23 protein-coding genes, 2 tRNA genes and 2 pseudogenes are annotated in these 26,929 nt (G+C 72.4%); 17 read left to right on the top strand and 10 right to left on the bottom strand.

Going from position 1 to position 26,929, the window contains the following annotated elements; translation table 11 throughout:
- Positions 1 to 302 precede the first annotated feature (302 nt).
- On the bottom strand, positions 303 to 1,775 hold the full coding sequence (locus tag ACIRPX_RS04075) for a beta-1,6-galactanase (protein WP_404187892.1): 1,473 nt from the start codon (positions 1,773 to 1,775) through the stop codon (positions 303 to 305).
- Positions 1,776 to 2,076: 301 nt separating this feature from the next.
- On the opposite strand from ACIRPX_RS04075, the gene ACIRPX_RS04070 reads away from it, so the two are divergent.
- Positions 2,077 to 2,868, top strand: coding sequence for a class E sortase (locus ACIRPX_RS04070; protein WP_404187890.1), 792 nt, complete (start codon positions 2,077 to 2,079; stop codon positions 2,866 to 2,868).
- Positions 2,869 to 2,964: 96 nt separating this feature from the next.
- Here the strand turns inward: ACIRPX_RS04070 and ACIRPX_RS04065 are convergent, their stop codons facing one another.
- Positions 2,965 to 4,380, bottom strand: coding sequence for an MFS transporter (locus ACIRPX_RS04065; protein ID WP_404187887.1), 1,416 nt, complete (start codon positions 4,378 to 4,380; stop codon positions 2,965 to 2,967).
- 68 nt (positions 4,381 to 4,448) lie between these two features.
- On the opposite strand from ACIRPX_RS04065, the gene ACIRPX_RS04060 reads away from it, so the two are divergent.
- From ACIRPX_RS04060 to ACIRPX_RS04045, 4 genes are all read left to right on the top strand, one after another.
- Complete coding sequence (locus tag ACIRPX_RS04060) at positions 4,449 to 5,036, top strand: winged helix-turn-helix transcriptional regulator (protein WP_404187885.1); 588 nt, start codon at positions 4,449 to 4,451, stop codon at positions 5,034 to 5,036.
- 56 nt (positions 5,037 to 5,092) lie between these two features.
- Positions 5,093 to 5,410 carry a DUF6412 domain-containing protein gene (locus ACIRPX_RS04055; protein ID WP_404188266.1) on the top strand — a complete coding sequence of 106 codons (318 nt, stop codon included), beginning with the start codon at positions 5,093 to 5,095 and terminating at the stop codon, positions 5,408 to 5,410.
- 96 nt (positions 5,411 to 5,506) lie between these two features.
- Entirely contained in the window at positions 5,507 to 6,232 is a 726-nt protein-coding gene (locus ACIRPX_RS04050; RefSeq protein ID WP_404187882.1) for a YidC/Oxa1 family membrane protein insertase, read from the top strand.
- A gap of 127 nt (positions 6,233 to 6,359) precedes the next feature.
- A complete protein-coding gene (locus ACIRPX_RS04045; protein ID WP_404187879.1) occupies positions 6,360 to 7,217 on the top strand; it encodes a fumarylacetoacetate hydrolase family protein in 858 nt (285 codons plus the stop codon).
- Positions 7,218 to 7,302: 85 nt separating this feature from the next.
- Here ACIRPX_RS04045 and ACIRPX_RS04040 read toward each other — a convergent pair whose 3' ends face one another.
- Positions 7,303 to 7,806, bottom strand: a complete 504-nt coding sequence (locus ACIRPX_RS04040) for a heme-degrading domain-containing protein (RefSeq protein ID WP_404187876.1) — start codon at positions 7,804 to 7,806, stop codon at positions 7,303 to 7,305.
- The gene (locus ACIRPX_RS04035; RefSeq protein WP_404187872.1) at positions 7,803 to 8,885 is read right to left on the bottom strand and encodes a Gfo/Idh/MocA family oxidoreductase; all 1,083 of its coding nucleotides are present in this window, start codon (positions 8,883 to 8,885) and stop codon (positions 7,803 to 7,805) included. Before ACIRPX_RS04035 ends, ACIRPX_RS04040 begins: the two co-directional genes overlap by 4 nt.
- Here ACIRPX_RS04035 and ACIRPX_RS04030 point away from each other — a divergent pair.
- The 6 genes and pseudogenes from ACIRPX_RS04030 (at position 8,884) to ACIRPX_RS04005 (ending at position 14,142) form a co-directional block, all read left to right on the top strand.
- Positions 8,884 to 10,122 carry an ROK family protein gene (locus ACIRPX_RS04030; protein ID WP_404187869.1) on the top strand — a complete coding sequence of 413 codons (1,239 nt, stop codon included), beginning with the start codon at positions 8,884 to 8,886 and terminating at the stop codon, positions 10,120 to 10,122. The genes ACIRPX_RS04035 and ACIRPX_RS04030 overlap by 2 nt on opposite strands.
- Positions 10,123 to 10,644: 522 nt before the next feature.
- Positions 10,645 to 11,433 (top strand): hypothetical protein, encoded by a 789-nt coding sequence (locus ACIRPX_RS04025; protein ID WP_404187866.1) that lies wholly within the window; start codon positions 10,645 to 10,647, stop codon positions 11,431 to 11,433.
- 45 nt (positions 11,434 to 11,478) lie between these two features.
- Positions 11,479 to 11,696, top strand: a pseudogene (locus tag ACIRPX_RS04020) (GntR family transcriptional regulator); the annotation flags it as partial.
- A gap of 275 nt (positions 11,697 to 11,971) precedes the next feature.
- Positions 11,972 to 12,751: an HAD-IIA family hydrolase gene (locus tag ACIRPX_RS04015; RefSeq protein ID WP_404187863.1), complete on the top strand. Its 780-nt coding sequence runs from the start codon at positions 11,972 to 11,974 to the stop codon at positions 12,749 to 12,751.
- Positions 12,752 to 12,845: 94 nt separating this feature from the next.
- Positions 12,846 to 13,472 carry a hypothetical protein gene (locus ACIRPX_RS04010; RefSeq protein WP_404187860.1) on the top strand — a complete coding sequence of 209 codons (627 nt, stop codon included), beginning with the start codon at positions 12,846 to 12,848 and terminating at the stop codon, positions 13,470 to 13,472.
- A gap of 4 nt (positions 13,473 to 13,476) precedes the next feature.
- Positions 13,477 to 14,142: a class F sortase gene (locus ACIRPX_RS04005; RefSeq protein WP_404187857.1), complete on the top strand. Its 666-nt coding sequence runs from the start codon at positions 13,477 to 13,479 to the stop codon at positions 14,140 to 14,142.
- 248 nt (positions 14,143 to 14,390) lie between these two features.
- Here the strand turns inward: ACIRPX_RS04005 and ACIRPX_RS04000 are convergent, their stop codons facing one another.
- On the bottom strand, positions 14,391 to 14,726 hold the full coding sequence (locus ACIRPX_RS04000; protein WP_404187854.1) for a hypothetical protein: 336 nt from the start codon (positions 14,724 to 14,726) through the stop codon (positions 14,391 to 14,393).
- Positions 14,727 to 14,847: 121 nt separating this feature from the next.
- Here ACIRPX_RS04000 and ACIRPX_RS03995 point away from each other — a divergent pair, with 121 nt between their 5' ends.
- Positions 14,848 to 15,852 (top strand): glycoside hydrolase family 6 protein, encoded by a 1,005-nt coding sequence (locus ACIRPX_RS03995; RefSeq protein WP_404187851.1) that lies wholly within the window; start codon positions 14,848 to 14,850, stop codon positions 15,850 to 15,852.
- 7 nt (positions 15,853 to 15,859) lie between these two features.
- Here ACIRPX_RS03995 and ACIRPX_RS03990 read toward each other — a convergent pair whose 3' ends face one another.
- The 4 genes and pseudogenes from ACIRPX_RS03990 to ACIRPX_RS03975 all read right to left on the bottom strand — a co-directional run bounded on the left by ACIRPX_RS03990 (position 15,860) and on the right by ACIRPX_RS03975 (position 21,081).
- Positions 15,860 to 17,797, bottom strand: coding sequence for a galactose oxidase-like domain-containing protein (locus ACIRPX_RS03990; RefSeq protein WP_404187848.1), 1,938 nt, complete (start codon positions 17,795 to 17,797; stop codon positions 15,860 to 15,862).
- Positions 17,794 to 19,788 carry a glycosyltransferase family 2 protein gene (locus ACIRPX_RS03985; RefSeq protein WP_404187845.1) on the bottom strand — a complete coding sequence of 665 codons (1,995 nt, stop codon included), beginning with the start codon at positions 19,786 to 19,788 and terminating at the stop codon, positions 17,794 to 17,796. Before ACIRPX_RS03985 ends, ACIRPX_RS03990 begins: the two co-directional genes overlap by 4 nt.
- Positions 19,789 to 20,105: 317 nt before the next feature.
- Positions 20,106 to 20,821: pseudogene (locus ACIRPX_RS03980) on the bottom strand (FadR/GntR family transcriptional regulator).
- Between the two features lie 186 nt (positions 20,822 to 21,007).
- Positions 21,008 to 21,081: transfer RNA gene (locus ACIRPX_RS03975), tRNA-Lys, on the bottom strand.
- Between the two features lie 188 nt (positions 21,082 to 21,269).
- Here ACIRPX_RS03975 and ACIRPX_RS03970 point away from each other — a divergent pair.
- The 5 genes from ACIRPX_RS03970 (at position 21,270) to ACIRPX_RS03950 (ending at position 26,789) form a co-directional block, all read left to right on the top strand.
- Positions 21,270 to 22,577: a peptidoglycan-binding protein gene (locus tag ACIRPX_RS03970; protein ID WP_404187842.1), complete on the top strand. Its 1,308-nt coding sequence runs from the start codon at positions 21,270 to 21,272 to the stop codon at positions 22,575 to 22,577.
- Between the two features lie 91 nt (positions 22,578 to 22,668).
- Positions 22,669 to 23,778 (top strand): SPFH domain-containing protein, encoded by a 1,110-nt coding sequence (locus tag ACIRPX_RS03965; RefSeq protein ID WP_404187839.1) that lies wholly within the window; start codon positions 22,669 to 22,671, stop codon positions 23,776 to 23,778.
- Between the two features lie 96 nt (positions 23,779 to 23,874).
- On the top strand, positions 23,875 to 24,480 hold the full coding sequence (locus ACIRPX_RS03960) for a lytic polysaccharide monooxygenase (RefSeq protein ID WP_404187836.1): 606 nt from the start codon (positions 23,875 to 23,877) through the stop codon (positions 24,478 to 24,480).
- Between the two features lie 151 nt (positions 24,481 to 24,631).
- The gene (locus ACIRPX_RS03955) at positions 24,632 to 25,096 is read left to right on the top strand and encodes a DUF3592 domain-containing protein (protein WP_404187833.1); all 465 of its coding nucleotides are present in this window, start codon (positions 24,632 to 24,634) and stop codon (positions 25,094 to 25,096) included.
- Between the two features lie 40 nt (positions 25,097 to 25,136).
- A complete protein-coding gene (locus ACIRPX_RS03950; RefSeq protein ID WP_404187830.1) occupies positions 25,137 to 26,789 on the top strand; it encodes an AMP-binding protein in 1,653 nt (550 codons plus the stop codon).
- Here the strand turns inward: ACIRPX_RS03950 and ACIRPX_RS03945 are convergent.
- Positions 26,755 to 26,828: transfer RNA gene (locus ACIRPX_RS03945), tRNA-Lys, on the bottom strand. The two genes, ACIRPX_RS03950 and ACIRPX_RS03945, sit on opposite strands and share 35 nt — an antisense overlap.
- Positions 26,829 to 26,929 lie beyond the last annotated feature (101 nt).

Genomic DNA, 26,929 nt, shown 5'->3' with positions numbered 1-26,929 from the left:
ACCGTACTGCCGATCAGTGACAAAGAAGAGGCAGGTGCTGGTCACCAGTCCGCCCGCCACCCGGCCCCCGTGCGTCGCCTTTCATGAGCTCCCGTTCGTCTCGCGTCCCTCGCCGTGAGGCCCATCGTGACCAGGCCCGCCAGGACGAGGGCCGCTCCCACGTGGAGCGGAGCAGCCCGGCGATCACGAACTCGGTGAGGCCGATCCCGAACCCGCCGAGGGCGAGGGCGACCAGCCCGGCGGGTGTCCGTGCGCCACCGGGCGCACCGGTGCCGCGCACGGACTCCGCTGCGGTGCCGATGTCAGATCACGACCCCGTCGATCTGGAGGGTCTGCACCGACTTCGCCGCGAACGGCACCGCGACCGTCCTCCCGCTCAGGCGGGTGTCCGAGTACGCCTTGTACCGGTCCCCGCCCGTCGTCACCGTGGTCCAGCGCGGCACCAGCCCGCCCGAACCGCCGTTCACCGTGGCGAAGCCGCCGAGGTCGAAGGTGAACGTCTGCGCGGAGGACGAGGTGTTGGCCGCCACGATCACCAGCCGCTTCGCGCTCGCGTCGTGGGCCGCCACCGCGTAGCTCACGCCCGTGTCGAGGATCTTCATACCGGGGCGGATGTGGCGGCTGAACTGGGCCATGACGTAGTACTTCGTCGTGATGGCGCCCGGCTGCAGCGTGTTCGCGTCGTAGGCGATCATCGCCCAGTTCGAGGACGGGTCCATCACCTGCCAGTAGACCCATGCGGTGGGGTGCAGCCAGCGGAAGTCGTAGAGGAGGTTGCCGGCGAGCGTGATGCCCGTGCCGTCGTTGTCGCCGGTCTCGGAGTTCCACAGGGCCTTGCCGGCTGTTGTGACGACGTCGGTGTAGAGCAGGTCCCTACGGCCGCCCGAGCCCTGGTAGCCGTGGACGTTGACGCGGTCGACGTAGCCCTTGGTGGTGGAGGAGAAGGAGCCCCACGTCGTGCGGGCCAGGTCGTAGCTGGTCTCGTCGGAGGCCGAGATCTCCGTGCCCGTCAGGCCGCGCTTGTCCAACTCGCTGCGCAGATGGGGGAGTACGGCCGACTGGACGGTGGCGTCCATGTGGCAGCCCTCCTGGGTGCCGGTCGCCGTCCACCACGAGGACGAGGGCTCGTTGAACGCCTCCACCGTCGCGAAGTCCACGCCCCAGTTGTTCCTGGCGTAGAGGGCCACCGCGGCGAGGTGGGAGGCGTGCTGGCGGTAGTTCCAGGACTGGAGGTTGTTGCCGCCGCCGGCGGCGCCGGACGGGTTGTGGTTCAGGCACATCCACCACATGGGGGAGTTGGCGAAGAGCTCGGTGGTGGCGCCGCGGGCCACCACCTTCGTCAGCATCGCGCGCTGGGTGGCGTCCGCCGTCCACTTCCAGGCCGAGGAGGTGGGGTCCTCGTTGTTCCAGTCCTGCCAGTAGCCCTCGATCTGCTTGAAGGCGGGGATGTTGGGGGAGGCGACCATGCTCTCGCCGTTCACGCTGTTCGAGCTGCACGCGCCGAGGTTGTAGCGGGCGATGTTCAGGCCGAGGCCCGGCAGCGAAGTGCCGTTGTACGTCGTCGACTTGGTGGTGAAGAAGATGTCGGCGAAGTCGTCCCGGGCGCCGAAGACGTTGGCCCACCAGGCGAGGGAGGTGCCCCAGCCCTCCCACGTGCCGTACGACGTGCCGGGGTCGACCGAGATCGTGGCGTCCGCGCGTGCGGTTCCGGTGGCCAGGGCGCTGCCGAGGAGGGTGCCGCCCGCCGCGGTGAGCAGGGTTCTGCGTCGGATCATGGCTTCTCCGCTTCGCTGCAGGTCCCGTTCATGACAATGGTCGTGTTCATGACAGTCGTGCCGTTCATGACAGTCGTGCCGGTCGTGCCGGTTGCGTCGGTCGCGCCGCTCGTGCCACGAGGAAGCATCGGGTGTGGCGCGTGGGTTGTCGAGGGTTCCGACAGGGCTTTCTAAAACCTATGTACGAAGTCTCGGACACGCGGGCCGCGCCGGCCGCGACGGGTACGGCCCTGGTGACTTGCCTGGTGACTTTGAGGCGCTGCCCTTATCGTGCGGGCGGCCTGGTGGAGGAGGCGTACGGATGCGCGTTCCGGTCGTGCAGCACAGCAGCAGGCGGCGGCTGGCCCGGCGCCGGCGGGTGTGGTGGACGGGGGGCGAGCTCCTCGTCACCGCGGGCGTCGTCCTCCTGCTCCTGGTCGTGCAGCAGCTGTGGTGGACGAACCGGGAGGCGCGGCAGGGCGCCGAGCGGAAGGTGGAGTCGCTGGAGCGGCAGTGGGGTTCGGGTGGGTCCGGGGGTGACGCGTCCGCCGCGCCGGCGCCGTCCTCGTCGCCCGCGTCCTCGTCCTCGTCCGAGCGGCAGACGGGCACCGGCTCCGGCTCTCGGCGGCCCGCGGCGGCACGGCAGTCCCGCCCCGCCCGGTCGCAGGCGTACGCGGTCCTCACCATCCCCCGCCTCGGCCTCCGCGTCCCCGTCGCCGAGGGCGTCAGCAAGCCGAACGTCCTGAACAAGGGGTACGTCGGCCACTACCGCGGCACCCAGCAGCCGGGTCAGGCGGGCAACTTCGCCCTCGCGGGCCACCGCAACACCCACGGCGAGCCCTTCCGCCACATCAACCGGCTGCGGCCGAAGGACGTCGTGCGGGTGGAGACCAGGAGCGCGACGTACACGTACGCCGTCGACACGACCCTGCCGCAGACCTCGTCCCGCGACGTCGGCGTCGTACGCCCGATTCCGCGCTCGCTCGTCGACCCGCGCTACGGGTACGACGAGCCGGGCCACTACATCACGCTGACGACGTGCACGCCGGAGTACACCTCGCGCTACCGGCTGGTGGTGTGGGGCAAGCTGGTGTCGATGCGGCCTCGGTCGTGAGCGTACGGAGGCCGGCCGGCCTCCGCGCCTCCGGCCTCCGCGACTCCGTGCGTGCCGCGGTGGCCGTTCGGGCCGGACGCCCGCTCGCCCGGCCGCTCAGCCCCGTTCCCGCAGCACCAGCACAGCACCCGCCGCCACGGCCGCCAGGCCCGCCGACACCGTCATCGCGATGTCCGCGCCGTGCGCCAGGCCGCCACCCGACGACGTCGCGATCGCGATCGTCAGGGCCACGCCCGCGCAGGAGCCGATGTAGCGGAAGGTCTGCTGGGCGCCCGAGCCCATGGCGGCACGGGCCGCGGGCACCGACTCGACCGCGAGGAGCGGGAGCGCGGCGTTGAGGAGGCCGCTGCCGGTTCCGGCGATGAGGAGGCCGGGCAGGAGACGGGGCCAGGAGTGGGCGTCCAGGGCGCCGAGCATGGTGAGGACACCGGCCGCGTGGAGGGCGAAGCCGACGGCCAGCTGGTGGCGGGGCGGGACGCGCCCGGCCAGGCGCTTGGCCTGCAGGGCGACCGTGAAGGACAGGCCGGACCAGAGGAGGAACAGCCAGGCGGTGTCCATCGCGGACAGGCCGAGCGTCTGCTGGAGCAGGGCCGGCAGGAAGCTGAACATGCCGATCACCGCGAGGCCCGTGAACAGGCCGCCCGCGGACGAGGCCAGGAAGCGGGAGTGGCGGAGCAGGCCGAGGTCGATCATCGGCGTGGCCGTGCGGCGCTCCACGAGGGCGAAGACCGCCAGGAGGACCACCGTCGCCAGGAGCAGCAGGCCCACCTGCGGGCGCAGCCAGCCGTCCCGGCCCAGGGTCAGGGCGGCGACCAGCGCGACCAGGGCCAGGCCGAAGGTGACGGCGCCCACCGCGTCGGGGCGCCCGCCCCGCGGCGAACGGGACTCCGTGAGCCTGCGGGTGCCGAGGGCGGCCACGAGCAGCGCCGCCGCGCCCAGCACGCCGTAGGCCGCCCGCCAGTCGGAGAACGCGCCGGCCACGAGCGGGCCCACCGCGATGCCGCCGCTGACGAACGCTCCCCACACGCCGGTCGCCTGCAGCCGGCCGCGTGGTGTGGGGAAGGCGTGCACGATCAGGCCCAGACTGCTGGCCAGGATCGCCGCGCTCGCCGCGCCCTGCGCGATACGGGCCAGCGTGAACAGCCAGGTGGAGGAGGCCAGGGCGCCGAGGGCCGTGGTGATGCCGAGGGTGAGCGTGCCGGCCAGGAAGATGCGGCGGCGGCCGTAGTCGTCGGCGAGGCTGCCGGCGACCAGGAGGAGCGCGGCCAGGCCGAGCGGAGTGCCGTTGAGGAGCCAGGCCTGGGCGGAGACCGGGGTGTGCAGGGCGGCCGCCGTGTCGGGGAGCGTCACCATCGGCGCGGTGTACGTCATCAGCGTGACGGCGGTGGCCGCGCTGGTCAGGGCGAGGGTCGCCCGGGGGTGCGCGGACGCCTGCGCGGTCTGTGCACGGGGTGCCGCGGGTGCGGTGGACGCCTCGCCCTCAGTGAGGGTTCGTTCATTGAACCTAGCCATGCCCGCCACGATACACGCTCGGTTCAGTCATTGAACCAAGGCCGGGGAAAATGGTTACAGTGGACGGCATGGCATTGGGCAAGGACTACGCGACACAGCAGTGCTCGATCGCCCGCGCGCTGGAGGTCGTCGGCGAGCGCTGGACGCTGCTGGTCATCCGCGACGCCCTCTACGGCGTGCGGCGCTACAACGACTTCCTCGTCCACCTCGGCATCCCGCGGGCGGTCCTCGCCGCCCGCCTCCAGACGCTGACCACGGAGGGCATCCTGGAGAAGCGGCGCTACCAGGAGGCGCCGCCGCGGGACGAGTACGTGATCACCGAGCGCGGCATCGCCCTGTGGCCCACGCTGCGTTCGCTCGGCCTGTGGGGCCGCGAGCACTTCGGCGAGACCAAGCTGCGCACCTTCCGGCACGCGGACTGCGGCACCGAACTGGGGTCGTACGGCGAATGCCCCCTGTGCGCAGCCGTCGTACCCGTCGAGGACGTCCTCATGGAACCGGGACCCGGACTCGAAGCGGACCCGGCGGATCCGGTCAGCCGGGCGCTGCTCAGGCCCAAGCGCCTGCTGGACCCCATCGAGGCCCTCATCGAGGCCCCCGTGGAGGCCCCCGCGAAGGCCCCCGTCGAGCGGCCGGCCGCGACGGATCCTGTATAACCGGGAGCAGGACCCGTGCGCGGGGGAAAGGGGGAGCGGCCGTGATCCGCAGCCGGATGCCGCAGTCGGCCCGGATTTTCCCGCGTCCCGCCGTCGTGCTGCTGCTCCTCGTCCTCCAGGCCGTCCTGCTCGCCGACACCGGCAGCCTCACGGCCACCGTCGCGCTCGCCGCGACGGCCGCGGCCGGGTCCGCGCTCGCCGTCTGCGCCCTGCTCGCCGCGCGCTGCGTTCCCGTGGTGCCGCCCACACGCGTGCGTACCGCCCTGCGCGACCGCGATCGCCGTACGGCCTTCCTGCCGCAACGCGACCCCGACGCGCGGGGCCGCACCCGCCCCCGAGCCCCTGGACGCGCCCTTCCGGCGACCGTCGCGTAGGGCACACGGCCCGGCTCGTATCCCCCGGCCCGGTGCCTTCGCGTGGTCGTCATGCCGCCGTCACCCGTTCCGGCATGACCCTCGGAGGGCTCATCCATGTCCGTTTTCCCGGCTTTCGCGCATCTCGTCGAGCAACTCGCCGATCTCATCCAGCCGCTGTTCGGCGCCACCGCGGCGGCCGCCGCGATCGTCCTGTTCACCGCTCTCGTACGGCTCCTCGTCCATCCCCTGTCCCGGGCGGCCGCCCGCGGGCAGAAGGCCCGCACCGCGCTGCAGCCGCAGATCGCCGAGCTGCGCGCCCGGCACAAGAACGATCCGCAGAAGTTCCAGCAGGCCCTGCTCGCCCTGCACGCCGAGGAGAAGGTGTCGCCGCTGTCCGGGTGCCTGCCCGGGCTGCTCCAGCTGCCCGCGTTCTTCCTGCTGTACCACCTGTTCTCGAACACCACGGTCGGCGGGGAGCGCAACGGCCTCCTCGACCACCGGCTGTTCGCCGCGCCCCTCGGCGGGCGCTGGGCGGACGCGCTGGCGGGCGGCGGGCCGTTCGGGCCGGCCGGGCTCGTGTACCTCGGGCTGTTCGCGGTCGTCGCGGCGGTCGCGGCGTTCACCTTCCTGCGGGTGAGGAGGACCACGGCGGCCCCCGCGACCGCCGACGGCGTCGCCCTCCCGGAGCAGGTCCCCGGCGCCGCGGCCATCGGGAAGATCGCGCCCTACCTGTCCTTCTTCACGCTCGTCACGGTGGCCGTCGTACCGCTGGCGGCCGCACTGTACGTGGTGACGAGCACGACGTGGAGCGCGGCCGAACGGGCCGTCCTCCACCGCTAGGACGCGCGGTTACGGTCCAGTCCGTGAACCGGGTATTGCGGACTGGACTCCCAGCTTGGAGGATCGACCAGTCCTCCGATGGCTGCACCCATCGGTCGGGCGCCCGCGATCGAGGGAGACTGTGATCATGAAGCTGCTGCGAGTCGGTACGGCGGGAGCGGAGAAGCCCGCGCTGCTCGACGCGGAAGGGGTGCTGCGGGACCTCTCCGGTGTCGTCCCGGACATCGACGGAGCGCTGCTCGCCGACACCGCGGCGCTCCAGCGCGTCCGTACGGCCGCCGAGAGCGGTGAGCTGCCCGCGCTGGACGCGGCCGGGCTGCGCGTCGGGCCGCCGCTCGGGCGGATCGGCAAGGTCGTGTGCATCGGGCTGAACTACCACGACCACGCGCGCGAGACCGGCGCCGAGCCGCCCGCCGAGCCGGTGATCTTCTTCAAGGCCGCGGACACCGTGGTCGGGCCGAACGACACGGTGCTGGTGCCCCGGGGATCGTCGAAGACCGACTGGGAGGTCGAGCTGGCGGTCGTGATCGGGCGTACGGCGCGGTACGTGGAGTCGGCCGAGGAGGCGCTCGCGCATGTCGCCGGGTACGCGGTGGCGCACGACGTGTCCGAGCGCGAGTTCCAGATCGAGCGCGGCGGCACCTGGGACAAGGGCAAGAACTGCGAGACGTTCAACCCGCTCGGCCCGTGGCTGGTGACGGCGGACGAGGTCGCCGATCCGCAGAACCTGCCCCTGAGGCTGTGGGTCAACGGCGAGCTCAAGCAGAACGGCACGACCGCGGAGCAGATCTTCCCGGTGGCGGAAGTGGTGCGCTACGTCAGCCGGTTCATGACGCTGTACCCCGGGGACGTCATCAACACCGGTACGCCCGCGGGCGTGGCGATGGGGCAGCCCGAGCCGAAGCCGTATCTGCGGGCCGGGGACGTCGTCGAGCTGGAGATCGAGGGGCTCGGGCGGCAGCGGCAGGAACTGAAGGACGCCTGAGGGGGTGGGGGACTGCGCCTCGGTGGCGGCCGCGTGTTCGTGGTGGCGCGTCGCGCGGTTCCCCACGCCCCTTCGGGACGCCGTACTACCGCTTGTTCAGGAACTCCTCAAGGGCCTCCACCACGAAGCGGTGGTCCTGGAGTTGGGGCAGGCCGCTGACCGTCACCGCGCCGACGACGCCCACGCCCTCCACGCTGATCGGGAACGAGCCGCCGTGGGCCGCGTAGGTGTCGGGGTCCAGGCGGGAGGAGTCCTCGAAGGTGGTGCCCTTGGCGCGGAAGCGGGCGCCGACCAGGTAGGAGGCCGAGCCGTAGCGCTCGACGACCCGGCGCTTGCGGGCGATCCAGGCGTCGTTGTCGGGCGTCGAGCCCGGCAGCGCGGCGTGGAAGAGCTGCTGTCCGGCGCGGTGGATGTCGATGGCGAGCGGCGCCTGCCGCTCCAGGGCCAGCTCCACCAGGAGCGAGCCGAGGGCCCAGGCGTCCTCGAAGGTGAAGCGGCTGAAGACCAGACGGCGTTCCTGCGCCTCCAGTTCCTCCACGGAGGGGGTGATCTCCGGCTGGAACTTGGGTGTGATCTCCTGGTGCGTCACAGCGTCACCGCCACTCCGTCGCGGGCCGAGCGGCGGGCCGCCTCCAGGACGTCGAGGGCGGCGGCCGCGTCGAGGGCGGTCACCGGGTTGGCGCCGCCGTCGACGAGAGCCCTGGCCACGGCCGCATAGTACGCGGGGTAGTCCCCGGGGAGCGTCGGTTCGCGGCGGCCGCCGCCGGTGAGCGGGGACTCCCCGGCGCCGACCCGGCCCCACAACTCCTCGGCCTCCGCGCCCCACCGGGCCGCCGTGCCGGGCCGCCGGCCCTCCCGCAGGGCCGCCTCCTGAGGATCGAGGCCGTACTTGACGTAGCCCGCCCGGGAGCCCAGCACCCGGAAGCGCGGGCCGAGTTGGGCGGTCGTCGCGGAGACGTACAGGTGGGAGCGGACGCCGCCGGCGTGCGTGAGGGCGATGAACGTGTCGTCGTCCGCCTGCGCGCCCGGGCGGCGGATGTCCGACTCGGCGTAGACCTGGGTCGCGGGACCGAAGAGGACCAGGGCCTGGTCCACCACGTGGCTGCCGAGGTCGTAGAGGAGACCTCCGATCTCTTCGGGGTCGCCCGACTCGCGCCAGCCGCCCTTGGGCTGGGGGCGCCACCGCTCGAAGCGGGACTCGAAGCGCCACACGTCGCCCAGCGCGCCCTGGGCGAGCAGTGTGCGCAGGGTCAGGAAGTCGTTGTCCCAGCGGCGGTTCTGGAAGACGGACAGGAGCAGACCGCGGTCCTCGGCGAGGGCGGCGAGCGCCCGCGCCTCGGCCGCGGTACCGGCGATCGGCTTGTCCACGACGACCGGGAGGCCGGCCTCCAGGGCGGTGGTCGCCAGCGGCACGTGCGTCTTGTTCGGCGACGCGACGACGACGAGGTCCAGCTCGGCGGCGCGGCCGAACAGCTCCTCGGGGGTCGCCGCCACGCGTACGTCCGGGAACTCGGCCAGGGCCTGCTTCTGCCGCTCCGGGTTCGAGGTGACGACCGTGTCGAGGACGAGGCCCTCGGTGGCGGCGATCAGCGGGGCGTGGAAGACGGAGCCCGCGAGGCCGTAGCCGACCAGGCCCACGCGCAGAGGAGGCAGAGGAGTACGAGTCATGGCTCCACTTTCGCAACGCTGTTGCCAAAGTGCAAGCGCGGGGGACAATGCCGGGGTGGACAGGACGAACGCGGTGGCGGGGACAGGGGCGGGGACGGCCGGCGGGCGGACGGGGCCGGCGAGTGCGCCGGTCACGGCGGGTACGTCGGGTGCGGCGGGCGCGAATCTGCCCGCGCTGCGCAGCCACAACATGGCCCTCGTCCTCGATCTGCTGCGCACGGCCGGCACGGCGGGGATCAGCCGGCTCGAGCTCGCCGAGCGGACCGGGCTGACCCCGCAGGCCGTCAGCAAGATCACCGCCCGGCTGCGGGCCGACGGTCTCGCGGCCGAGGCGGGCCGCCGCGCCTCCACGGGCGGCAAGCCCCGCACCGTGCTGCGGCTGGTGCCCGAGGCGGGGCACGCGGTCGGACTGCATCTGGACCGGGACGAACTGCGGGCGGTCCTGGTCGACCTGACGGGCGCCGTGGTGGGGGAGCGGCGCGTCCCGCTGGACCTGGGAGCGGGACCGCGGGCCGTGGTCGGCGCGGTCGCGGAGCAGGCGGGAGCGCTGGCCGCGAGGGTGCCGGGCGCGGGCTCCCCGCTGGGGATCGGGGTCGCGCTGCCCGGCCCGCTCGACCACGTCCGCGGTGTCCTGCACCGGGTCACGGGGTTCCCCGAGTGGGACGGCTTCCCGCTGCGCGACGCGCTCGCGCGCAGGCTCGGCGTGCCGGTCGTGGTCGACAAGGACACCAACGCGGCGGCGCTCGGCCTGGCGGTCGGGGGCGCGGGCGGGGCCGGGGAGAGCGGGTCGTTCGCGTATCTGTATCTCGGTACGGGGCTCGGAGCCGGGCTCGTCCTCGGCGGCACCGTGCACCGCGGGGCGCGTACCGGAGCGGGGGAGTTCGGCCACCAGGTCGTGCAGCTGGACGGGCCGCCGTGCGGCTGCGGCAACCGGGGCTGCGTCGAGGCGCTGTGCCTGGCGGCGGTGGCGCGCGGCGAGGCCGACGAGGCCGCGCGCGTCCTGGGCACCGCGGCCGGCAACCTGGTCGCCCTCCTCGACATCGACCGCGTCCTCCTCGGCGGCCGCACGGTCACCGCGGCGCCCGAGGTCTTCGTCCGAGGGGTGACCACGGTGCTGGACGACCGCGCCCACCGCGCCGGCGAGCGACCGGTACCGGTCCGGCTCGCCCCCGACGAAGTCGCCGAAGGAGCGGCACAACTGGTGCTGGGACCGCTGTTCGGACGCGCGGACGGGTGAGGTCCGGCTGAGGTCCGGGTGAGGTCCGGGTGAGGTCCGGGTGAGCCGGTGGGGAGGGGATCGGGGCGGACCGCCGGTGCCTGCCGGCCGGTTCTGGGCGGGTCGGTACCGGGCAGGGCCGGTCCTGGGCGGGCCGGTTCCGGGCAGGGCCGGTTCTGGGCGGGCCGGTTCCGGGCAAGGCCGGTTCTGGGCGGGTCGGGGGCGGAGTCCAGGCGGGTCGGGGGTGGAGTTCAGGCGTGCCGGTGGGCGTCACCCGGGCGGACCGGCGGGTGATCGGGCGCGCCGGCAGCCCGTTCCGGCGCCGTGACGCGACGGGGGCGCGGCCGGGCGGCGGGACGGCACCGGACGCGTCGGTCGGGCGCGGGCGCGGCGGGCCGGCGGTTCCGGTCCCGGCGGGTCCGCGGCGCGGGGCGCCCCGGTCCCGGCGGGTCCGCGGCGCGGGGCGCGTGCGCTGATCGAGGGGACTTGCGGGGGGCCTCGGAGCGGCACCGGCCGCCGTGCGGACCCGTCCGGCACAGTCTCATGATGATGCGACTGTGCACGACCGTCTCCTTCAGCCTGGCAGCAGCCGCCCTCCTCCCCGTGGCGCCCCCGGCGCACGCCGCCCCCGGCGCCGACTGCGCCCCGGACGACCGCCACTTCCCCGTCAGCACCCGCATCCACGGCGGCCCGGACGCCTACGAGGCGGGGGGCGGATACGGCGTCTGGTACCTGGATCTCACCAACACCACCACCCGGACCTGCGGAAACATCCACCCGGTCGTCGTGCTCGTCGACGACCGGCGCGCACTGAGGCCCGGACAGCCGCGCCTGGACTTCTACGAGGGCGGCCGCCCGCACCCGGTGAGTTTCGTGCGGACCGACGAGGACGAGCTCGTCGGCGCGTTCGACGACGGCCTGCCTGGCTTCACCGTCGCGCCCGGCCGGACCGTCACCGTGAAGGTCCGCCTCGCGCTCACCTCGGACGCCGTGCCCAACCAGGTCACCGCCAACGCCGCCGTCGTCCAGCGGCACAGGGACGACGGCGACTGGGTCGGGCAGTCCGGCGACTACCGCTTCCGCGTCGAGGGCGACGCGCACCAGGGCGACGTGGGCCAGGGCGACGTGGGCCAGGGCGACGCGACCCGGATCCCGGACGGCACCAGCCCCACCGGCACCGCCTCGCCGGGTGTCGCCCCGGGGTTCCCGTTCGCCGACGAACTCGCCCGCACCGGCCTCGGCACCCCGGGCGGAGCCCTCGCCGCCACCGCCGTCCTGCTCGTCACCGCGGGAGCCGTGCTGCTGGCCGTCAGGCCGCGCAAGCGCCGCTGAGAGCCGGGTCGGGGACGGCGCCCGGCGTCTGCGTCGATCCCTGCCGTGGACCACCCCGACGACCAGGCCCCCGGTGCCCCCGTCCGCGCCGGCATCCCGGAGCACGGCCGCGTGCCGAAGTGCAACGCGGTGAAGGCGCGGATCGACCACCTGCCGGCCGGGCTGGGCAGGGCGCCGCCATCCCCACCGAGCGCGACCCGTCCGAGGAGCACGGCGTCGCGCGGGAGACCGTGCGCCAGGCGCTGCGCGAGCTGGTGCCGGAGCCGGTGTCCGCGCCGGAGCGGGCCCGGTGGCCGGCGTCCGCACCGGCGCCCCTGCCGACGAGGCGTTCCGCGCCGCCGGCGCCGGACATGTCCTCGGCTCCGTCGCCGCGCCGCCGGCGCCGCTCGGAGGAGCCCGGTCGGACGAGCCCGGTCGGACGAGCATCCGCCGCGCGTGCATCGGTGGGCGCTCCTCGCGCACCCGCGGGGGCCGACCGCCGGCGGCTGATCGATAGGCTGAGCCGCACGCACCATCGCGTACGGCAGGAGACGGCACCATGGCAGACCGCAAGCCCATCTCATCTTGGCTCACCGACATGGACGGCGTGCTGATCCACGAGGGCGTACCGATTCCCGGTGCCGACGCCTTCCTGAAGAAACTGCGCGAGTCCGGCAGGCCCTTCCTCGTGCTCACCAACAACTCGATCTACACGCCGCGCGACCTGCACGCCCGGCTGCGGCGCATGGGCCTGGACGTGCCCGTCGAGTCCATCTGGACCTCGGCCCTGGCCACCGCCCAGTTCCTGGACGACCAGCGGCCGGGCGGCAGCGCCTACGTCATCGGCGAGGCGGGCCTGACGACCGCGCTGCACGACATCGGCTACATCCTGACCGACCACGAGCCCGACTACGTCGTCCTCGGCGAGACCCGTACGTACTCCTTCGAGGCCATGACCAAGGCCGTACGGCTGATCGACGCCGGTGCCCGCTTCATCTGCACCAATCCCGACGAGACCGGCCCCTCCACCGAGGGCCCGCTGCCCGCGACCGGCGCCGTCGCCGCCCTGATCACCAAGGCGACCGGCAAGAAGCCCTACTTCGCGGGCAAGCCCAACCCGCTCATGATGCGGACGGGCCTCAACGCCATCGGCGCGCACTCCGAGACCAGCGCGATGATCGGCGACCGCATGGACACCGACGTCCTGGCCGGCATGGAGGCCGGGATGCAGACGTACCTGGTGCTCACCGGGCTGACCCGGCCCGAGCAGGTCGAGGACTTCCCCTACCGGCCGTCCAAGGTCGTCGACTCCATCGCGGACCTCGTCGACCGCATCTGAAACCCGGCACCACCCGAACGGGCCAGTCCGGGCCCCGCTGAGGATGCGGGGCCCGCACCCGCGGGGGAGCCTCCTTGTGTCTGGAGGTTTCACGATGGGTTTACTGCGTCTCACTCTCTGTACCGGATTTCTGGCCGGCTGCGCTCTCGCACCCGGGGCCGCGTACGCGGCGGACGGCGGCGGAGCGGGCCTCTCGGTGACCCCCTCGTCCCCCGCCGCCGGCAGCGACGTGACGCTGCGGGCGACCGGGTGCACGCTGCGGACGGCCACCGCCGCCTCCACCGCGTTCGTCGCGGACGCGCGGCTCTCCGGTGCCGGCGGCACCCTCACCGGGGACACCCGGGTCCGCACCGTGGCCGACCCGGGCAGCTACGACGTGCGGATCGCCTGCGGCGAGAGCGTGATCACGGGCCGGATCACCGTCGTCGCACGGACCCGGCCGCAGACCCAGGGCGAGCGGCAGCCCCAGGACCGGCAGCAGCCCCAGGACCAGCAGCGGGTCCGGGCCCAGCGGCCGCCGTCCCCGGCCGCTCCCGCCGCGCCCGCCTCACCGGTCGCCCCCGTCGACGCCGGCGGCGGTGGCACGGCGCACTTCGCCTCCGTGGACGTCCGCGGGGCCGGGCCCGGCACCGGGCAGACGATCACCGGGGTGGTGCTCGCGGGCGCCGCCGCCGGTTCCGTGGGGCTGCTGAGCGCGCGCCGGAGGCGCGGGACGGACTGATCCGATGGCCGACCGCGAACGCTCCTCGGGCTCCGCACGCCTGGTGACGGCCGTGTGCTGGACGGTGCTGCTGTGCGGGCTGTGGCTGTGGGGCAGGCAGGTGACCGACGTGCCGCGCACCGCGCCGCAGGCCGCCACCGGTCACCCGGCCGCGGTCGGGGGGCCGCCCGAAGCGGAACTCCCTCCCGCGGTCGGCCCGTTGAAGGCCGCACTGCCCGAGCGTGTCGACATCCCCGGGCTGGGAGTGCAGGCACCCGTGATCGCCCGCGGGCTGGACGCGCACGGCGCGGTCGAGCCGCCGTCCTTCGACCGGGCGGACGCCGTCGGCTGGTACGCGGGCGGCACCGCGCCGGGCGCCGACGGGGCCGCGCTGCTGGTGGGGCACCTGGACACCACGACCCGGCCCGCCGTCTTCCGCGAACTGCGCGCTGTGCGGCCCGGCCAGACCGTCCGCGTCCTGCGCGACGACGGCACGGTCGCCGAGTTCACCGTCGACGGCGTGCAGGTCCAGAGCCGCGACCACTTCGACGCCGCGCGGGCCTACGGACAGCACCGGGCGGGGCGCGCCGAACTGCGGCTGATCACCTGCGCGGGCACCTTCGACCGGGTCCGCCGCAGCTACTCGGCGAACGTGATCGTCTCGGCGTATCTCACCGGAACCGGCCTGTGAGCCGTCCCCCGGGCCGCCGGTACCTGGCCCGGCCGGCGACCTGCTCCCCCCGAAGCCGCCGACCGGGCTGGTCCTCGACCGCGCGCGCACGGGCTGCGGGAGTAACCCGGCGTCCGGCGCGGGAGGTTCAAGGGGCACGGTGAACAGAGGCGGGCCGGGGGCTGGGGCCGTCTGAGAAGACTCTAGAACGGATGAGCGCCCGAGCCTAGAGGGTGAATGACGCCAGGTTCCGCTACGGTGGCTCTGCGTTATATCCGCTGGTGATTCAGGGTTTTCCGGCTACCCTCCGGGGCCACGCGCCGCCTGGTGCCGCAGTTCGCCGTCGTCCACGGCGCCCTCGATACCGCCAGGACCACCGCCGGCTCCGCACGGCCGGCCGCCGCGGCGCCGTCGGGCGCGGTCCGTACGAACACGTTGAGGGCGCCCAGCAGCGACCCGGGCCGGCGGACCTTCCGGTGGGCCGCCCGGACGGAGACCGGACGGACCGGCGTGCCGGAGACGTAGCTCTCCCAGCAGGGCCCGGCGCGGCGCTGCGCCCCGAGCAGGTCGAGCGCCGTCGCCTCCTGCCTGCCGCTGCCCGTCATGCGCGCGCCTTCCCACCGTGGGGCTGTAACAGCCGACCGACAAGCCTCGGGCGACCTCGTGGGTGCCGCGTGCCGTATGTCAGGATTGGGACTTCGACCGGTGCACCCAAGGGGGAGTTGGATGTACGGCATGAGGGGGGCCGGACTGCGGACCTCCGCGGCGGTGCTGGGGGCGGCACTGTGCGTCGCGGGGTGTTCCTCCGGAGGCGGCGGCGACGCCGATGTCCGGATCACTCAGCAGCCCAAGGAGAGCGACCCGTTCTGGGTGAACCCGGACGGCAACGCGGCGCGCCAGGTGGCCGCCTACGAGAAGTCCGGCAAGGACCGGGCCGCCGGGCAGATCCGCAAGATCGCCGAGCAGCCGACCGGCGAGTGGATCGGCCCGGAGAACCCCGAGCAGGAGGCCAAGGGCTTCACGGAGGCCGCCGACAAGGCCGGCCGCACCGCGCTCCTCGTCCTCTACAACATCCCGCACCGCGACTGCGGCCAGTACTCGCAGGGCGGAGCGGCCGACGGCGACGCCTACCGCGGCTGGATCGACGGTGTCGCGGCGGGCATCGGGGACCGCTCCGCCACGGTCGTCCTCGAACCGGACGCCGTGCTGCACCTGGTGGACGGCTGCACCCCCGAGGAGTTCCACGAGGAGCGCTACGACCTCCTCAAGGGCGCCGTCACCAAGCTGAAGGCCCTGAAGAACACCAAGGTCTACCTGGACGCGGGCAACGCCGGCTGGGGCCATCCCGACCAGATCTTCGAGCCGCTGAAGTGGGCGGGCGTCGAGCGGGCCGACGGCTTCGCGGTCAACGTCTCCAACTTCTACTCGACGAAGGACTCCATCGCGTACGGCAGGCAGCTGTCCGCGAAGGTGGGCGGCAAGCACTTCGTCATCGACACCAGCCGCAACGGCAACGGCCCGTACACGGGCGGCGATCCGGACGAACGCTGGTGCAACCCGCCGGGCCGCTCCCTGGGCGACGTCCCGACGAGCAGGACCGCCGACCCCCTGGTGGACGCCTACCTGTGGGTCAAGCGGCCGGGGGAGTCGGACGGCACCTGCAAGGGCGGTCCCAAGGCGGGCCAGTGGTGGGCGAGTTACGCACTCGCCCTGGCCAGGGCCAGTAAGTAGCCGCGGGCTACGGCACCTTGACCCACTGCGCCTTGCTCGGCGTCCCCTGGTCGTCGTCGACGAACAGCATGTACCAGCCCGACTGCACGAGGTTCTTGTTCTTCGGCACGGTCACCGTGATCCTGCTGCCGGAGGTCTTGAAGTCCAGCGCGATCGACCGCTGATCGACGTCCGTGACGTGCGTCGACGCGCTGGGCCTGATCAGCCGCACCTTCTTGACGGCGGAGGCCTGCGGTGAGCTGAACGTCCCCGTCCCGCCGCGCGCGATCGTCTGTGGGCCGCCCGAGAGCGACGGCCGCGAGTCCCGGTACAGGTAGGGCGGGGTGTAGATCTCGATCCGCTGCTCGAACTTGCCCGGCCTGGTGTTGGCCTTGTCCGCGTACAGGGAGTCCGATCCGAAGAACATCACCCGGCCGTCGGGCAGCAGGATCGAACCGGAGTGGTAGTTCCGGCCCACCAGCGGGTCGGCGACCCGCTCGAACGTGTTGGACTCCGGGTGGTAGAGCCGGGCCTGATGGATGTTGGAGTCGCTGCGCCCGCGGTAGTCCTCGGAACCGCCGGAGACCAGCACCGAGTCGTCGGGCAGCACCGAGGACTGCGGGTACCGCGTGCCCTTGTCCAGCGTCGGCCCGTCGGTGAACTTGGGGTTCTCGTCCTTCAGGTCGATCAGCCGCGTCCTGTCGCTGGACGCCTTGGACTCGCCGACCCCGCCGCCGCCGATCACCATGAACCTCTCGTTCTGGGCGGGCGGCAGCAGCACCGTGCCGGACGTCTCCATCTCGGTGGCGTCGCTGAGCCCGGGCAGCTTGGAGAACGTGTTGGTGTCGACGTCCCAGATGCCCGGGTCGCGGCCCACGTTGTCCGGTCCGTACCCCGCGTTCGACCCCGAGTAGAAGATCTTGCCGTTCTGCATCAGGAACAGCGCCGGGTACGTGGGGAACTGGCGGACCGTCGAGGTGTACGTCCACTTCTTGGTCTTCGGGTCGAAGATCTCGTTCTTGCCCGGTACCAGCTGCCCGATGTCGTCCAGACCGGAGACGCTGAGGATCCTGCCGTCGCTCAGGGTGGTGAGCGTCGGGTACCAGCGGGCCTCGTTCATCGGGTCGACCTTGATGTACTTCTCGGCGACCGGGTCGAACTCGAAGGCGTCCCTGATGCCCTGGAAGTCCTTCTTGTCGAGCGCGAGCTTCTGCGCGATCCCGTAGGTGTTGCGGGCCTCGGCGCCGGTCAGGCCCTGGATGCGGTAGTTGTCCTGGGTGCCGGTCTCGTACCTGGTGCCGCTCTTCTTCGCCTCGACGTAGATACGGCCGAGCCCCGGGTCGTTGCGCAGAAACCTTCCGGTCGCCTTGTCGAAGACCTTCTTGGCGCGCGGCACCAGCACCGGGTCCTTCGAGACGAAGGTCTTGCCGTTCTCCTTGCCGGTGAACTTGGTGCCGGCGGGCAGCGTGATCGGCTTGTCCGGGTTCTCGTTGTGGACGACCATCAGGCCGCCGGCCTTGGTGACGTCGCCCTTGAGCTTCTCGTACCGCTTGGTGCCGCCCGCTATCAGCAGATTGCCGTTCGCCAGCTGGGTGTGCCCCGTGCAGAACAGGTCCGCCGGTGTCGGCACCTTCTTGATCGTGCCCTTGACCGGGTCCCAGATCCGGGAGTCGAACTTCTTCTTGTCGAAGTTGTCCTGGTTGTTGCCCGAACCGGCGACGAGCAGCACCTTGCCGGTGCGCAGCAGCGCCGCGTGGATGGTGTCCTGGCGGTACTCCGGCGGGAACTGGATCACGTCCCAGTGTCCGTTGTCCGCTTTGTACTCGGGCTTGTTGATCTGGTACTCGTGGTATTTCTCGGTGCCGAAGCGGTAGAGCCACGGACCGTTCATCCCGGCCAGCGCGAGTACCACCGCCGTACCGATCGCGAGTCGACGGGCGCGGCGGCGGCCTGCACGGTCGTTCATTCCTTACGTCCCCCAAATCCACCAAGGGCGATCTGCATCGTCTGGTCGTTGCCGGCGTCCGGGCCCGAAGCCTGGGCCGCCCAGCTGGGCTGGTGCGCCGAGCCGTGCTGCGTGTGCGCCGCGTGCTGCGCGGGCAGCGGCTGCGGCTGATGGGCGGGCGCGTGTCCCGCCGGGACCGGCTGCTGCGCCGGGGGCTGCTTCTTCGCCTCCCGCAGCGAGTACTGCCAGGCGAAGATCGGCGACGCGGTGATCAGCAGGGCGAACGTGGCCCAGACGATCATCGCCGGGTGCGAGTGCCCGAGCGTGAGACCGGCGGCGATCGAGCCGCCGAAGACCAGGATGAAGAAGAGGTGGACCCGGAAGGTCCCCAGCAGCGTGTCCGGGCTGGCGGAGTCGCCCTTGGGGGTCACCACGAACTTGCTCTTGCGGCGCAGCACCGTGTCCATCAGCGAGCGTGCGTAGATCGGCGCGGACAGCGCCGACATCACCATGCCCGCCACACCGCCGGAGCCCTCCGGCTCGTGCGGGGAGACGTTGTGCCGGCGGTTCCAGATGTAGAGGCCGATCTGCAGCGCGGACGCGTTGCCGTACAGCATCAGCCAGACCGTCGGGTCGATGTTCACACCCGAGGCGCCCAGGCCCAGGAACAGCGCGCAGCTCAGCGCCGCCAGGATCCAGTTGAGGGCCGACATCGGGTAGAAGATGATCATCATCGTGTAGTTGAAGAGCTTGCCCGGGGGCAGCGAGAACCAGCCCTTCCAGTACTGCTTCAGGATCGTCTCGTACGTCCCGCGCGACCAGCGCAGCTGCTGGGTGAAGAAGTCCGTCCAGGCGCCCGGCCCCTCACCGACGGCCAGCACGTCCGGCGTGTAGACCGAGCGCCACTTGCGGCCCGTGGCCGGGTTCCTGTGGCGGTGGATCTCGAAGCCGGTGGCCATGTCCTCGGTGATCGAGTCGTACAGGCCGCCGATCTGCTTGAGCGCCTTGATGCGTACGGCGTTCGAGGTGCCGACGAACATCGGGGCGCCGTAGCGGTTTCCCGCCCGCTGGATCAGCGCGTGGAAGAGGAACTGCTGGGACTCGGCGGCCTTGGTGATGGGGTTGTCGTAATTGCCGTACACCTGCGGGCCGATGACGAAGCCGACGTCCGGGTCGCGGAAGAAGCCGAGCATCCGCTCCAGGTAGTTGGGCAGCGGCACGTGGTCGGTGTCGACGGAGGCGAAGAAGTCGTAGGCGTCGCCGTGCGCCTCGAGCCAGGCGTTGTAGTTGCCGTGCTTGGTCCTGGCGCGGTGCGGACCCTTCTGCTGGTTCCACTGCGGAACGCCCTTGCGGGAGAAGTGATGCACGCCGAGCCGGGCGCAGACCGCCTTCACCTCGGGGTCGTCGCCCTCGTCGAGGAGCCAGATGTGCAGAAGGCCCCGGTGCCGCAGCCGTACGGCCGCCTCCAGGGTCTTCGTGACCATCTCCAGTGGTTCCTTGCCGGGCACGTAGGTCGTGATGAACGCCACTCTCGTGCCGGTCTCGGGCACCACCGGGATCGGGTCGCGGGCGACCAGGGTGGCGTGCGCGTTGGACAGCACGTTCATGCAGCGGAAGAACTCGATCAGGCCGATCGAGACGAGCATCACGACGTCGAGCACGGGCAGGAAGTCGAAGGCCGGGTAGTCGCGTTCGGTCCAGTGCTCCGGCTGCAGCAGCCAGGCGAGCAGGACCAGCGACAGCAGCGGTGCCGCGCCCAGCATGAGGGCGGCACGCAGGCGGTGCGGTTCCTGCGAGAGCAGCGAGCGGTACTGCACCGTGTACGGCTTGCCGGGATCCGGCTCCGTGAGGGGGCCGGCGAGCCGGCTGTAGTGCTCGTAGTCGTATCTCGGCAGGTTCTTTCTGATCCTGTGGAACTGGCCCGTCGTGCTGTTCCGGTGCGAAGGCACCCTGAGCTGGGTGGTTTCTGACGGGTCGAAGTCCGGCCGGGCGCCCTTCGGCGTCGACGTCATGAGTCATCCCCCCACACGCAGGTCGCCGCGTGTCGTGTCGGTTCCTTCCGCCCGCGGTCGAGTCCCCCACGACTCTTCACAGACGTATCAGTGGCGGGCCGCAGTCACCACACTATCCACACCTACGGACACGGAACCGCGGCCTTCCGGTTGCATGATGCCCCCCTCGGCATCGGCTCGTGCGCGGGGCCCCTATCCCCGCAGAACCGGCAACCGCTTACTTGTCCCCCCAACTGCCGCTTATCTGCAGTATCTTGGAAAACAGGGTTCTACAGCGTTCATCATGATCGCAAGATGCGAAACACGGTGTTTACCGGTCATACGCGTTCATTGTGGCGTGTGTGGGGGTCCCGTGGATGCGTTGTGGACAACCGGGCACGGATGGTGCCGAAGTGATCCCCCAGCGCCGCCTCCGCCCGCACCGAGTCGCCCGACCGCACCGCGTCGAGGATGTCCCGGTGCTGCCGGCAGGTGACCTCGGGGTCCTGCGGCACGCCCCGAGGTCCGTCCGCACACGGTGGAAGGCGTCCCGGAACGCCTCCAGGGCCTCACCCGGCAACACGTTGTCCAGTCCCCGCTACAGGGTGGCGTGAAAGGTGCGGTCGGTGTCCGCGAGGCCGGCGCCTCCTTGCGCCGCCTGGTGTTCCATACGGTGCACGAGTGCGTCGAGTTCAACGAGGTCCGCCTCCGGGATCCGGCCCGCGAGCCGGGCGACCAGGCCCGTCTCCACCGCCGCGCGCAGTTCGAGCAGCTGGAGCAGGGAGTCCTCGCCCCGGTAGTGCCCGGCGACCGTGCGGAAGGCGAGGCCCTCGACCATCGGGGCCAGGGACATCGGGCCGACGTAGGTGCCGAAGCCGTGCCGGATCTCCACGATGTCCATCGCCTGGAGCGCCTTCAGCGCCTCGCGCACCGAGTTCCGGCTCGCGCCCAGGTACTCCATCAGTTCGGGCTCGGTCGGCAGCGGCGCCCCGGACGGGAGCCCGCGGTCGACGATGAGCCTCTTGATCCGCTCCTGAAGGTCACGCGCTGCCATGGCCAGAGCGTATCCGGCCAAACACGAGGAGGGCCCCTCGCTTGCGGGAAGGGCCTTCCGGCCGGTATGGCCGCGCTGAAGGGGGTGCGGGTGGCGGAGCCCCCGCCGCGCGCGGCGACGCCGCGCGGACACAAGGACGGCGAGGCCGCTCGCGCTTTCCGCGAACACGCCTCGCCGTCGTCGTCGTGCGCCGCCAGGGACTCGAACCCCGGACCCGCTGATTAAGAGTCAGCTGCTCTAACCAACTGAGCTAGCGGCGCCTGCTGACGGCGCAACTCTACCGGACCGCGGGGGGTGGTCCCGACCACCTCGCGGGCGGGGCGGGCCACGTCCGGGCCGGGGGGTGTACATCATTCGGACCGTCAACATGCGAGTCGGGAAGACCGTTGGCAAAGTGATCGACGTGGACACGCGCGGTCTTTTCCATCGGGAGTGTGAGGGGAATCGCATGACGGCTCCGGTTTTCGAGGAATTCGCCCCGGCGAGCGACTGCGAATGCCCCGGATGCGCGCACTGGCGCCGCGTTCTGCCGTACGCGCGGACGGTGCGGCACCCCGCCGCCCGGCGCGCCGTGATCGTCGCGGCGGCCGCCTCCACCGCGCTCGGCGCCGGGCAGGTGGCCCCGGCGCTCGCGGGCCCGCAGGCACCGCCCGGTCCCGACGTTCCCGCAGGTGACGGGCACCGTTCCCCGCAGGGCCGCAAGGCCCCGCTGTACGGTCGCAGTGCCAAGGTCGCCAGACCCCCGGACGTGCGGAAGACGCCCACGACCACCCGCGCGGAGATCATCAACCGGGCCAAGAAATGGGTCGACGCCCAGGTGCCGTACAGCATGACGGACTACTGGTCCGACGGTTACCGCCAGGACTGCTCGGGATTCGTCTCGATGGCCTGGGGACTGCCCCGGAACGAATGGACGGGCAGCCTCGGGCAGTACGGGAAGCAGATCTCCAAGGAGGAACTCCAGCCCGGCGACATCCTTCTCTTCCACAATCCGCAGAATCCGGAGAAGGGCTCGCACGTCGTCGTCTTCGGCGGCTGGACCGACTACACGCACAGCAACTACGTCGCCTACGAGCAGACGCCCCCGCACACCCGCAAGCAGGCCACCCCGTACGCCTACTGGACCAATTCCGACCGCTACGTCCCCTACCGGTACACCGGGCTCGCGCCGGACCCGGCACCGGCCCAGCCGGGTGCGCCGGCCGCCCCGAGCACCCGGACGCCGTATCCGGGAGCGGCCTACTTCGGCCCCGGCGCCAACAACAGGTACGTCACCCGGCTCGGCGAGAAGCTCGTCGCGCGCGGCGCGGGGCGCTTCTACACCTCGGGGCCCGACCCGCGCTGGTCGGACGCGGACCGGCGGGCCACCGAGGCGTTCCAGCTGGCCCAGGGCTGGCGGGGCGAGGCCGCGGACGGGCTGCCGGGACCGCGGACCTGGGAGCTGCTGGAGACCGGCGCGGGCAAGGCGATCCCCGCGGCCGCCAAGGCGGGCGGGCCGGCGCCGTCGCCCGGCGCGGTGCCCGCCTTCCCCGGGCGGGCGATGTTCCGGCCGGGGGCGGTGAACGACTTCGTGACCCGGCTCGGGCGGCAGCTCGTGCGGAAGGGGTTCGGGAAGTACTACACGACCGGGCCGGGACCGCGCTGGGGCGAGGCGGACCGGCGCAACGTCGAGGCCTTCCAGCGCGCCCAGGGCTGGCGCGGCGGCGCGGCGGACGGCTTTCCGGGGCCCGAGACGTGGAGGCGGCTGTTCTCCTGAGCGGTTCCGATCTCCCCAGGGCCTTCGCCGCTGAACGGCCCTGTTCCACCCACCTGTTGTGACGCATCTGGCGCGGAGGCTGGAGGCACGCATGAGTACGACGACCACGTCACAGACGCCCGAGTCCGAGGGGCCGGGCAGGCCAGGTCGCCTCATCCAGAACGAGGCGACCACCGAGATCCCCGTCCATCTGCTGTTCCGGGACGACCCGGACCCGGTGTCCGTGCCGCTGAGACCGACGGTCGTCGGCCGCCGGCAGGGCACGGGCGAGCAGCCCCGGTTCCGCCGTTCGGCGGCGAAGCCGCGGCCGGTGCCGCGGGTCGACCCCGAGCTCGGGGAGCGGCCCGCGCGGGTGCTGCCCGGAGCGGCGGGCGTGCTGGCCGGGGCCTGCGGGGCGGCCGGCTGCGTGGCCACCTCGTGGTGGGCGGGCGTCCTGCCGCCGCTCGCTGCGGCGGCGCTGCGGCTGCCCGCGTACGCGGGAGCCGGACTCGGTCCCGCGCAGTGGGCGGCCTACGCGGGCGCGGGCGCGCTCGGTCTCTTCGGGTTCGGCGGGCTGGCCCGGGGCCGGACCGGACGGGCCTGGGTGCTCGGTCTGTTCGGCCGCTACCGGGGAACCGTCCGGCGCACCGGGCTGCTGTGGGTCAACCCGCTGCTGCTGCGGCGCCGGGTCGACGTACGGCTGCGGCACTGGCGCAGCGAGCCGATGCCCGCGGCCGACGGCAACGGCGTCGCTCTGCGCGTGGTGGTGCTCGTGGTGTGGCGGGTGCGGGACACGGCGCGGGCGGTGCTGGGCATCGAGGACCACGAGACCTATCTGCGCGAGTGCGTGGAGGCGGCTCTAGCCCGGGTGCCGGTGGAGACGCCCGGCGGGACACGGGGTTCCGTGGAGGCGGCCGGGGACGCGCTGACCCGGCTGACCGCGGCGGACGCGGCGCCGGTCGGGCTGGAGGTGTTCTCGGTGCAGCCGGTCCGCATCGAGTACGCCCCCGAGGTGGCCGCGGCGATGAACCGCCGCCGTATCGCCGCGCTGGACGCGCGGCACCGGGCGAGCGTGCTCACCTCGGTGGTCGACTCCGTGGAGGACACGGTGACGCGGCTGACCGTGCGCGGGCTGGTGGACCTCGACGACTACGAACGCAAGGCGCTGGTCAAGGACCTGACGGTGGCGTTCTGCGCCGGACGGGGCGAACAGGTACCGTGATTGGTATGGACATGTTCAACTGATGGCAATATTCTGCACTTGGTCTAGACCTGCACGCCTCATGGAACTTCCCCCACGTTCTTCAGGAGCGGCAGCATGCGCAGAAAGACCAAGTGGTACGCCGCCGCGCTCGGGCTCACCACGGCAGGGGCCCTGGTGCTCTCGGCCGGCAGCGCGAGCAGCCACGGCTACACCGACCTCCCCGTCAGCAGGCAGAAGCTGTGCGCCAACGGCACGGTGACGAACTGCGGCGACATCCAGTACGAGCCGCAGAGCGTCGAAGGCCCCAAGGGCTTCCCGGCCGCCGGGCCGGCCGACGGGACCATCTGCTCGGGCGGCAACGCGCGCTTCTCCCCGCTCGACGGCTCCAGGACGCCGTCCGGCGGCGCCTGGCCCACCACCAGGGTGACGGGCGGTCAGAGCTACACGTTCCGCTGGCAGTTCACCGCCATGCACGCCACGACGGACTTCAAGTACTACGTCACCAGGCAGGGCTGGAACCAGAACCACCACCTGGCCCGTTCGGACCTCAACACCACACCGTTCCTGACGGTGCCCTACAACGGGCAGCGTCCTCCGTCGACCCTCTCCCACAGCGGCACCCTGCCGTCCGGCCTGAGCGGCCACCACATGATCGTCGCGGTATGGACGATCGCGGACACGGGCAACGCGTTCTATTCCTGCTCGGACGTCACCTTCTGATCCCGCCGGACGGGGTGCGTGCGCCGGGAGGCTCGGTCCCGGCGCACGTACCCGATCTCTGAGCCTTTCTTGAGCGACCCTGACCCTACCCGCGGGTACGTTCCTGGCACGCCGACCGTACGGGGGCGGCGGACCGAGACCGGGGGACCTCATGGACGTGCTCTTCTACCTGGCGCCCAGCCTGATTCTGGGGCTGGCCCTGTTCATGGCGTACCGCGTGGTGCGCCGCTGGCTGCAGATCCGGGCCGCGTGGAAGAGCGGGCTCACGGCCCAGGGGCGCTGTCTGCGGATGTTCACGACGACGGACGGCGGCGGCGCCGACACCTCGGCGAGCACGACGCTGCACCACGTCTACGAGTTCACGACCCACGACGGCCGCTGCGTCCGGTTCGAGGAGGAGGACGGTCCGGCGATCCGCCTGGAGGGCGATCCCGTCACCGTCTACTACACGGACGGCCCCGCCGTGGTCGCCACCGCCCATGAGCCGGGGCAGCGCGGGCAGGCGGTCAGGGCCGGCTGCCTGCTGTTCTTCCTCGCCCTCGTGGTGGCGTTCTGCGTCGTCTTCATGGTCACGTACACCGAGGTCTTTCTGAACGACGACATGCCGGGGTTCTGACCCTCCACATCTGACGATATGTCAGTTACCGTGCGCTGCCATGGAATCCAGTGGCACCGTCGCGGAGCAGGTCGCGGAGCGGTTCGGTGATCACCGGCCGGGGCTGTGGTACGAGGACCAGGTGCTCACGCACCACGAGGTGGCCGCCCGCGCCGCGGCGCGGGCCGCGCTGCTGGCCGATCTGCTGCCGCCCGGCGCCGAGCCGCATGTCGGGGTGCTGCTCGACAACACCCCCGAGTACCCGATGTGGCTGGGCGCGGCGGCGCTCGCGGGTGCCGCGGTCGCCGGGATCAACCCCACCCGCCGCGGCCCGGAGCTCGCCCGCGACATCCTGCACACCGAGTGCCGGACGGTGGTCACCGAGCGCGGCCACCTCCCGCTCCTGGCCGGGCTCGAACTGCCCGGCGTACGCGTCCTGGTGACCGGCACCGAGGAGTACGACGCGCTCCTGGCGCCGTACGCGAACGCCGCACCGGACCCCTCCCGGGCCGCGCCCGGCGACCGCCTGCTGCTGTACTTCACCTCCGGTTCGACGGGCGCGCCCAAGGCCGCGATCTGCTCCCAGGGGCGGCTGGCCGCGGCCGGGCGTTCGCTGGCCGGCCAGTTCGGGGTGGGCCGCGACGACGTGCACTACGTCTGCATGCCGATGTTCCACGGCAACGCGGTGATCGCGGACTGGGCGCCCGCGCTCGCGGCCGGCGCGGGCGTGGCGCTGCGGCGCCGCTTCTCGGCCTCCCGCTTCCTGCCCGACGTCCGCGCGTACGGGGCGACGTACTTCACCTATGTGGGCCGGGCGGTGCAGTACATCCTGGCCACCGAGGAGCGCGCCGACGACCGCGACCATCCGCTCCGGCTCGGCTTCGGCACGGAGGCGGGGGCGGTGGACGCGGCCGCCTTCGAGCGGCGGTTCGGGGTGCGGCTGGTGGAAGGGTACGGCTCGTCGGAGGGCGGCGCGGCCGTGCAGTGGTCGCCGGGGACACCGCCCGGAGCGGTCGGACGGGCGGCGCCCGGACTCGTCGTGCTCGACGCGGACACGGGCGAGGAGCGCCCGCCCGCCCGTTTCGACGCGGCGGGGCGGCTGCTCAACGGGGACGAGGCGATAGGGGAGCTGGTGAACCGGGCGCCCAACCCCTTCGAGGGGTACTGGCGCAACCCGGCGGCGGAGGCCGAGCGGCGGCACGACGGCGGGTACTGGACCGGTGACCTCTTCTACCGGGACGCCGACGGCTACCTCTACTTCGCGGGCCGCACCGACGACCGCCTGCGCGTCGACAGCGAGAACCTGGCCGCCGCGGCGATCGAGAACATCCTCGCCCGCTACGAGGGCGCGGCCGCCGTCGCCGTCTACGCGGTGCCGGACCCGGTCACCGGCGACCAGGTGATGGCGACGGTCGCGGGGACCTTCGACCCGGCGGGCTTCGCCGGTTTCCTGGCGGCCCAGCCCGACCTCGGGACCAAGATGGCGCCGCGGTTCGTCCGGGTCGTGGAGCGGATGCCGGTCACGGCCACCAACAAGATCCACCGGGCGCGGCTGCGGAAGGAGGGGGTGCGGTGCGCGGACCCCGTGTGGTGGCGGCCGCCCGGGGAGCGGGCGTACCGGCGGCTCACCCCGCAGGACGCCGAAGGGCCCCTCGTCTCCACGAGAGGCCCTTCATCGGTGCGCCGCCAGGGACTCGAACCCCGGACCCGCTGATTAAGAGTCAGCTGCTCTAACCAACTGAGCTAGCGGCGCATGACTCACGCCGCCCACCGGAACCGTGTCCCGCGGGTGGCGACGAAGAAAATACTACCTGGTCCGCGGGGGTGCTTCCGACCACACCCGGCGGGCCCCGG

Origin of the sequence: Streptomyces sp. NPDC101225 (genome assembly GCF_044767585.1) — a bacterium.
In the GTDB taxonomy this organism is placed as follows: domain Bacteria; phylum Actinomycetota; class Actinomycetes; order Streptomycetales; family Streptomycetaceae; genus Streptomyces.
Note: the sequence above shows the minus strand (reverse complement) of the source record. Positions and strands in the feature narration are given on the sequence as shown.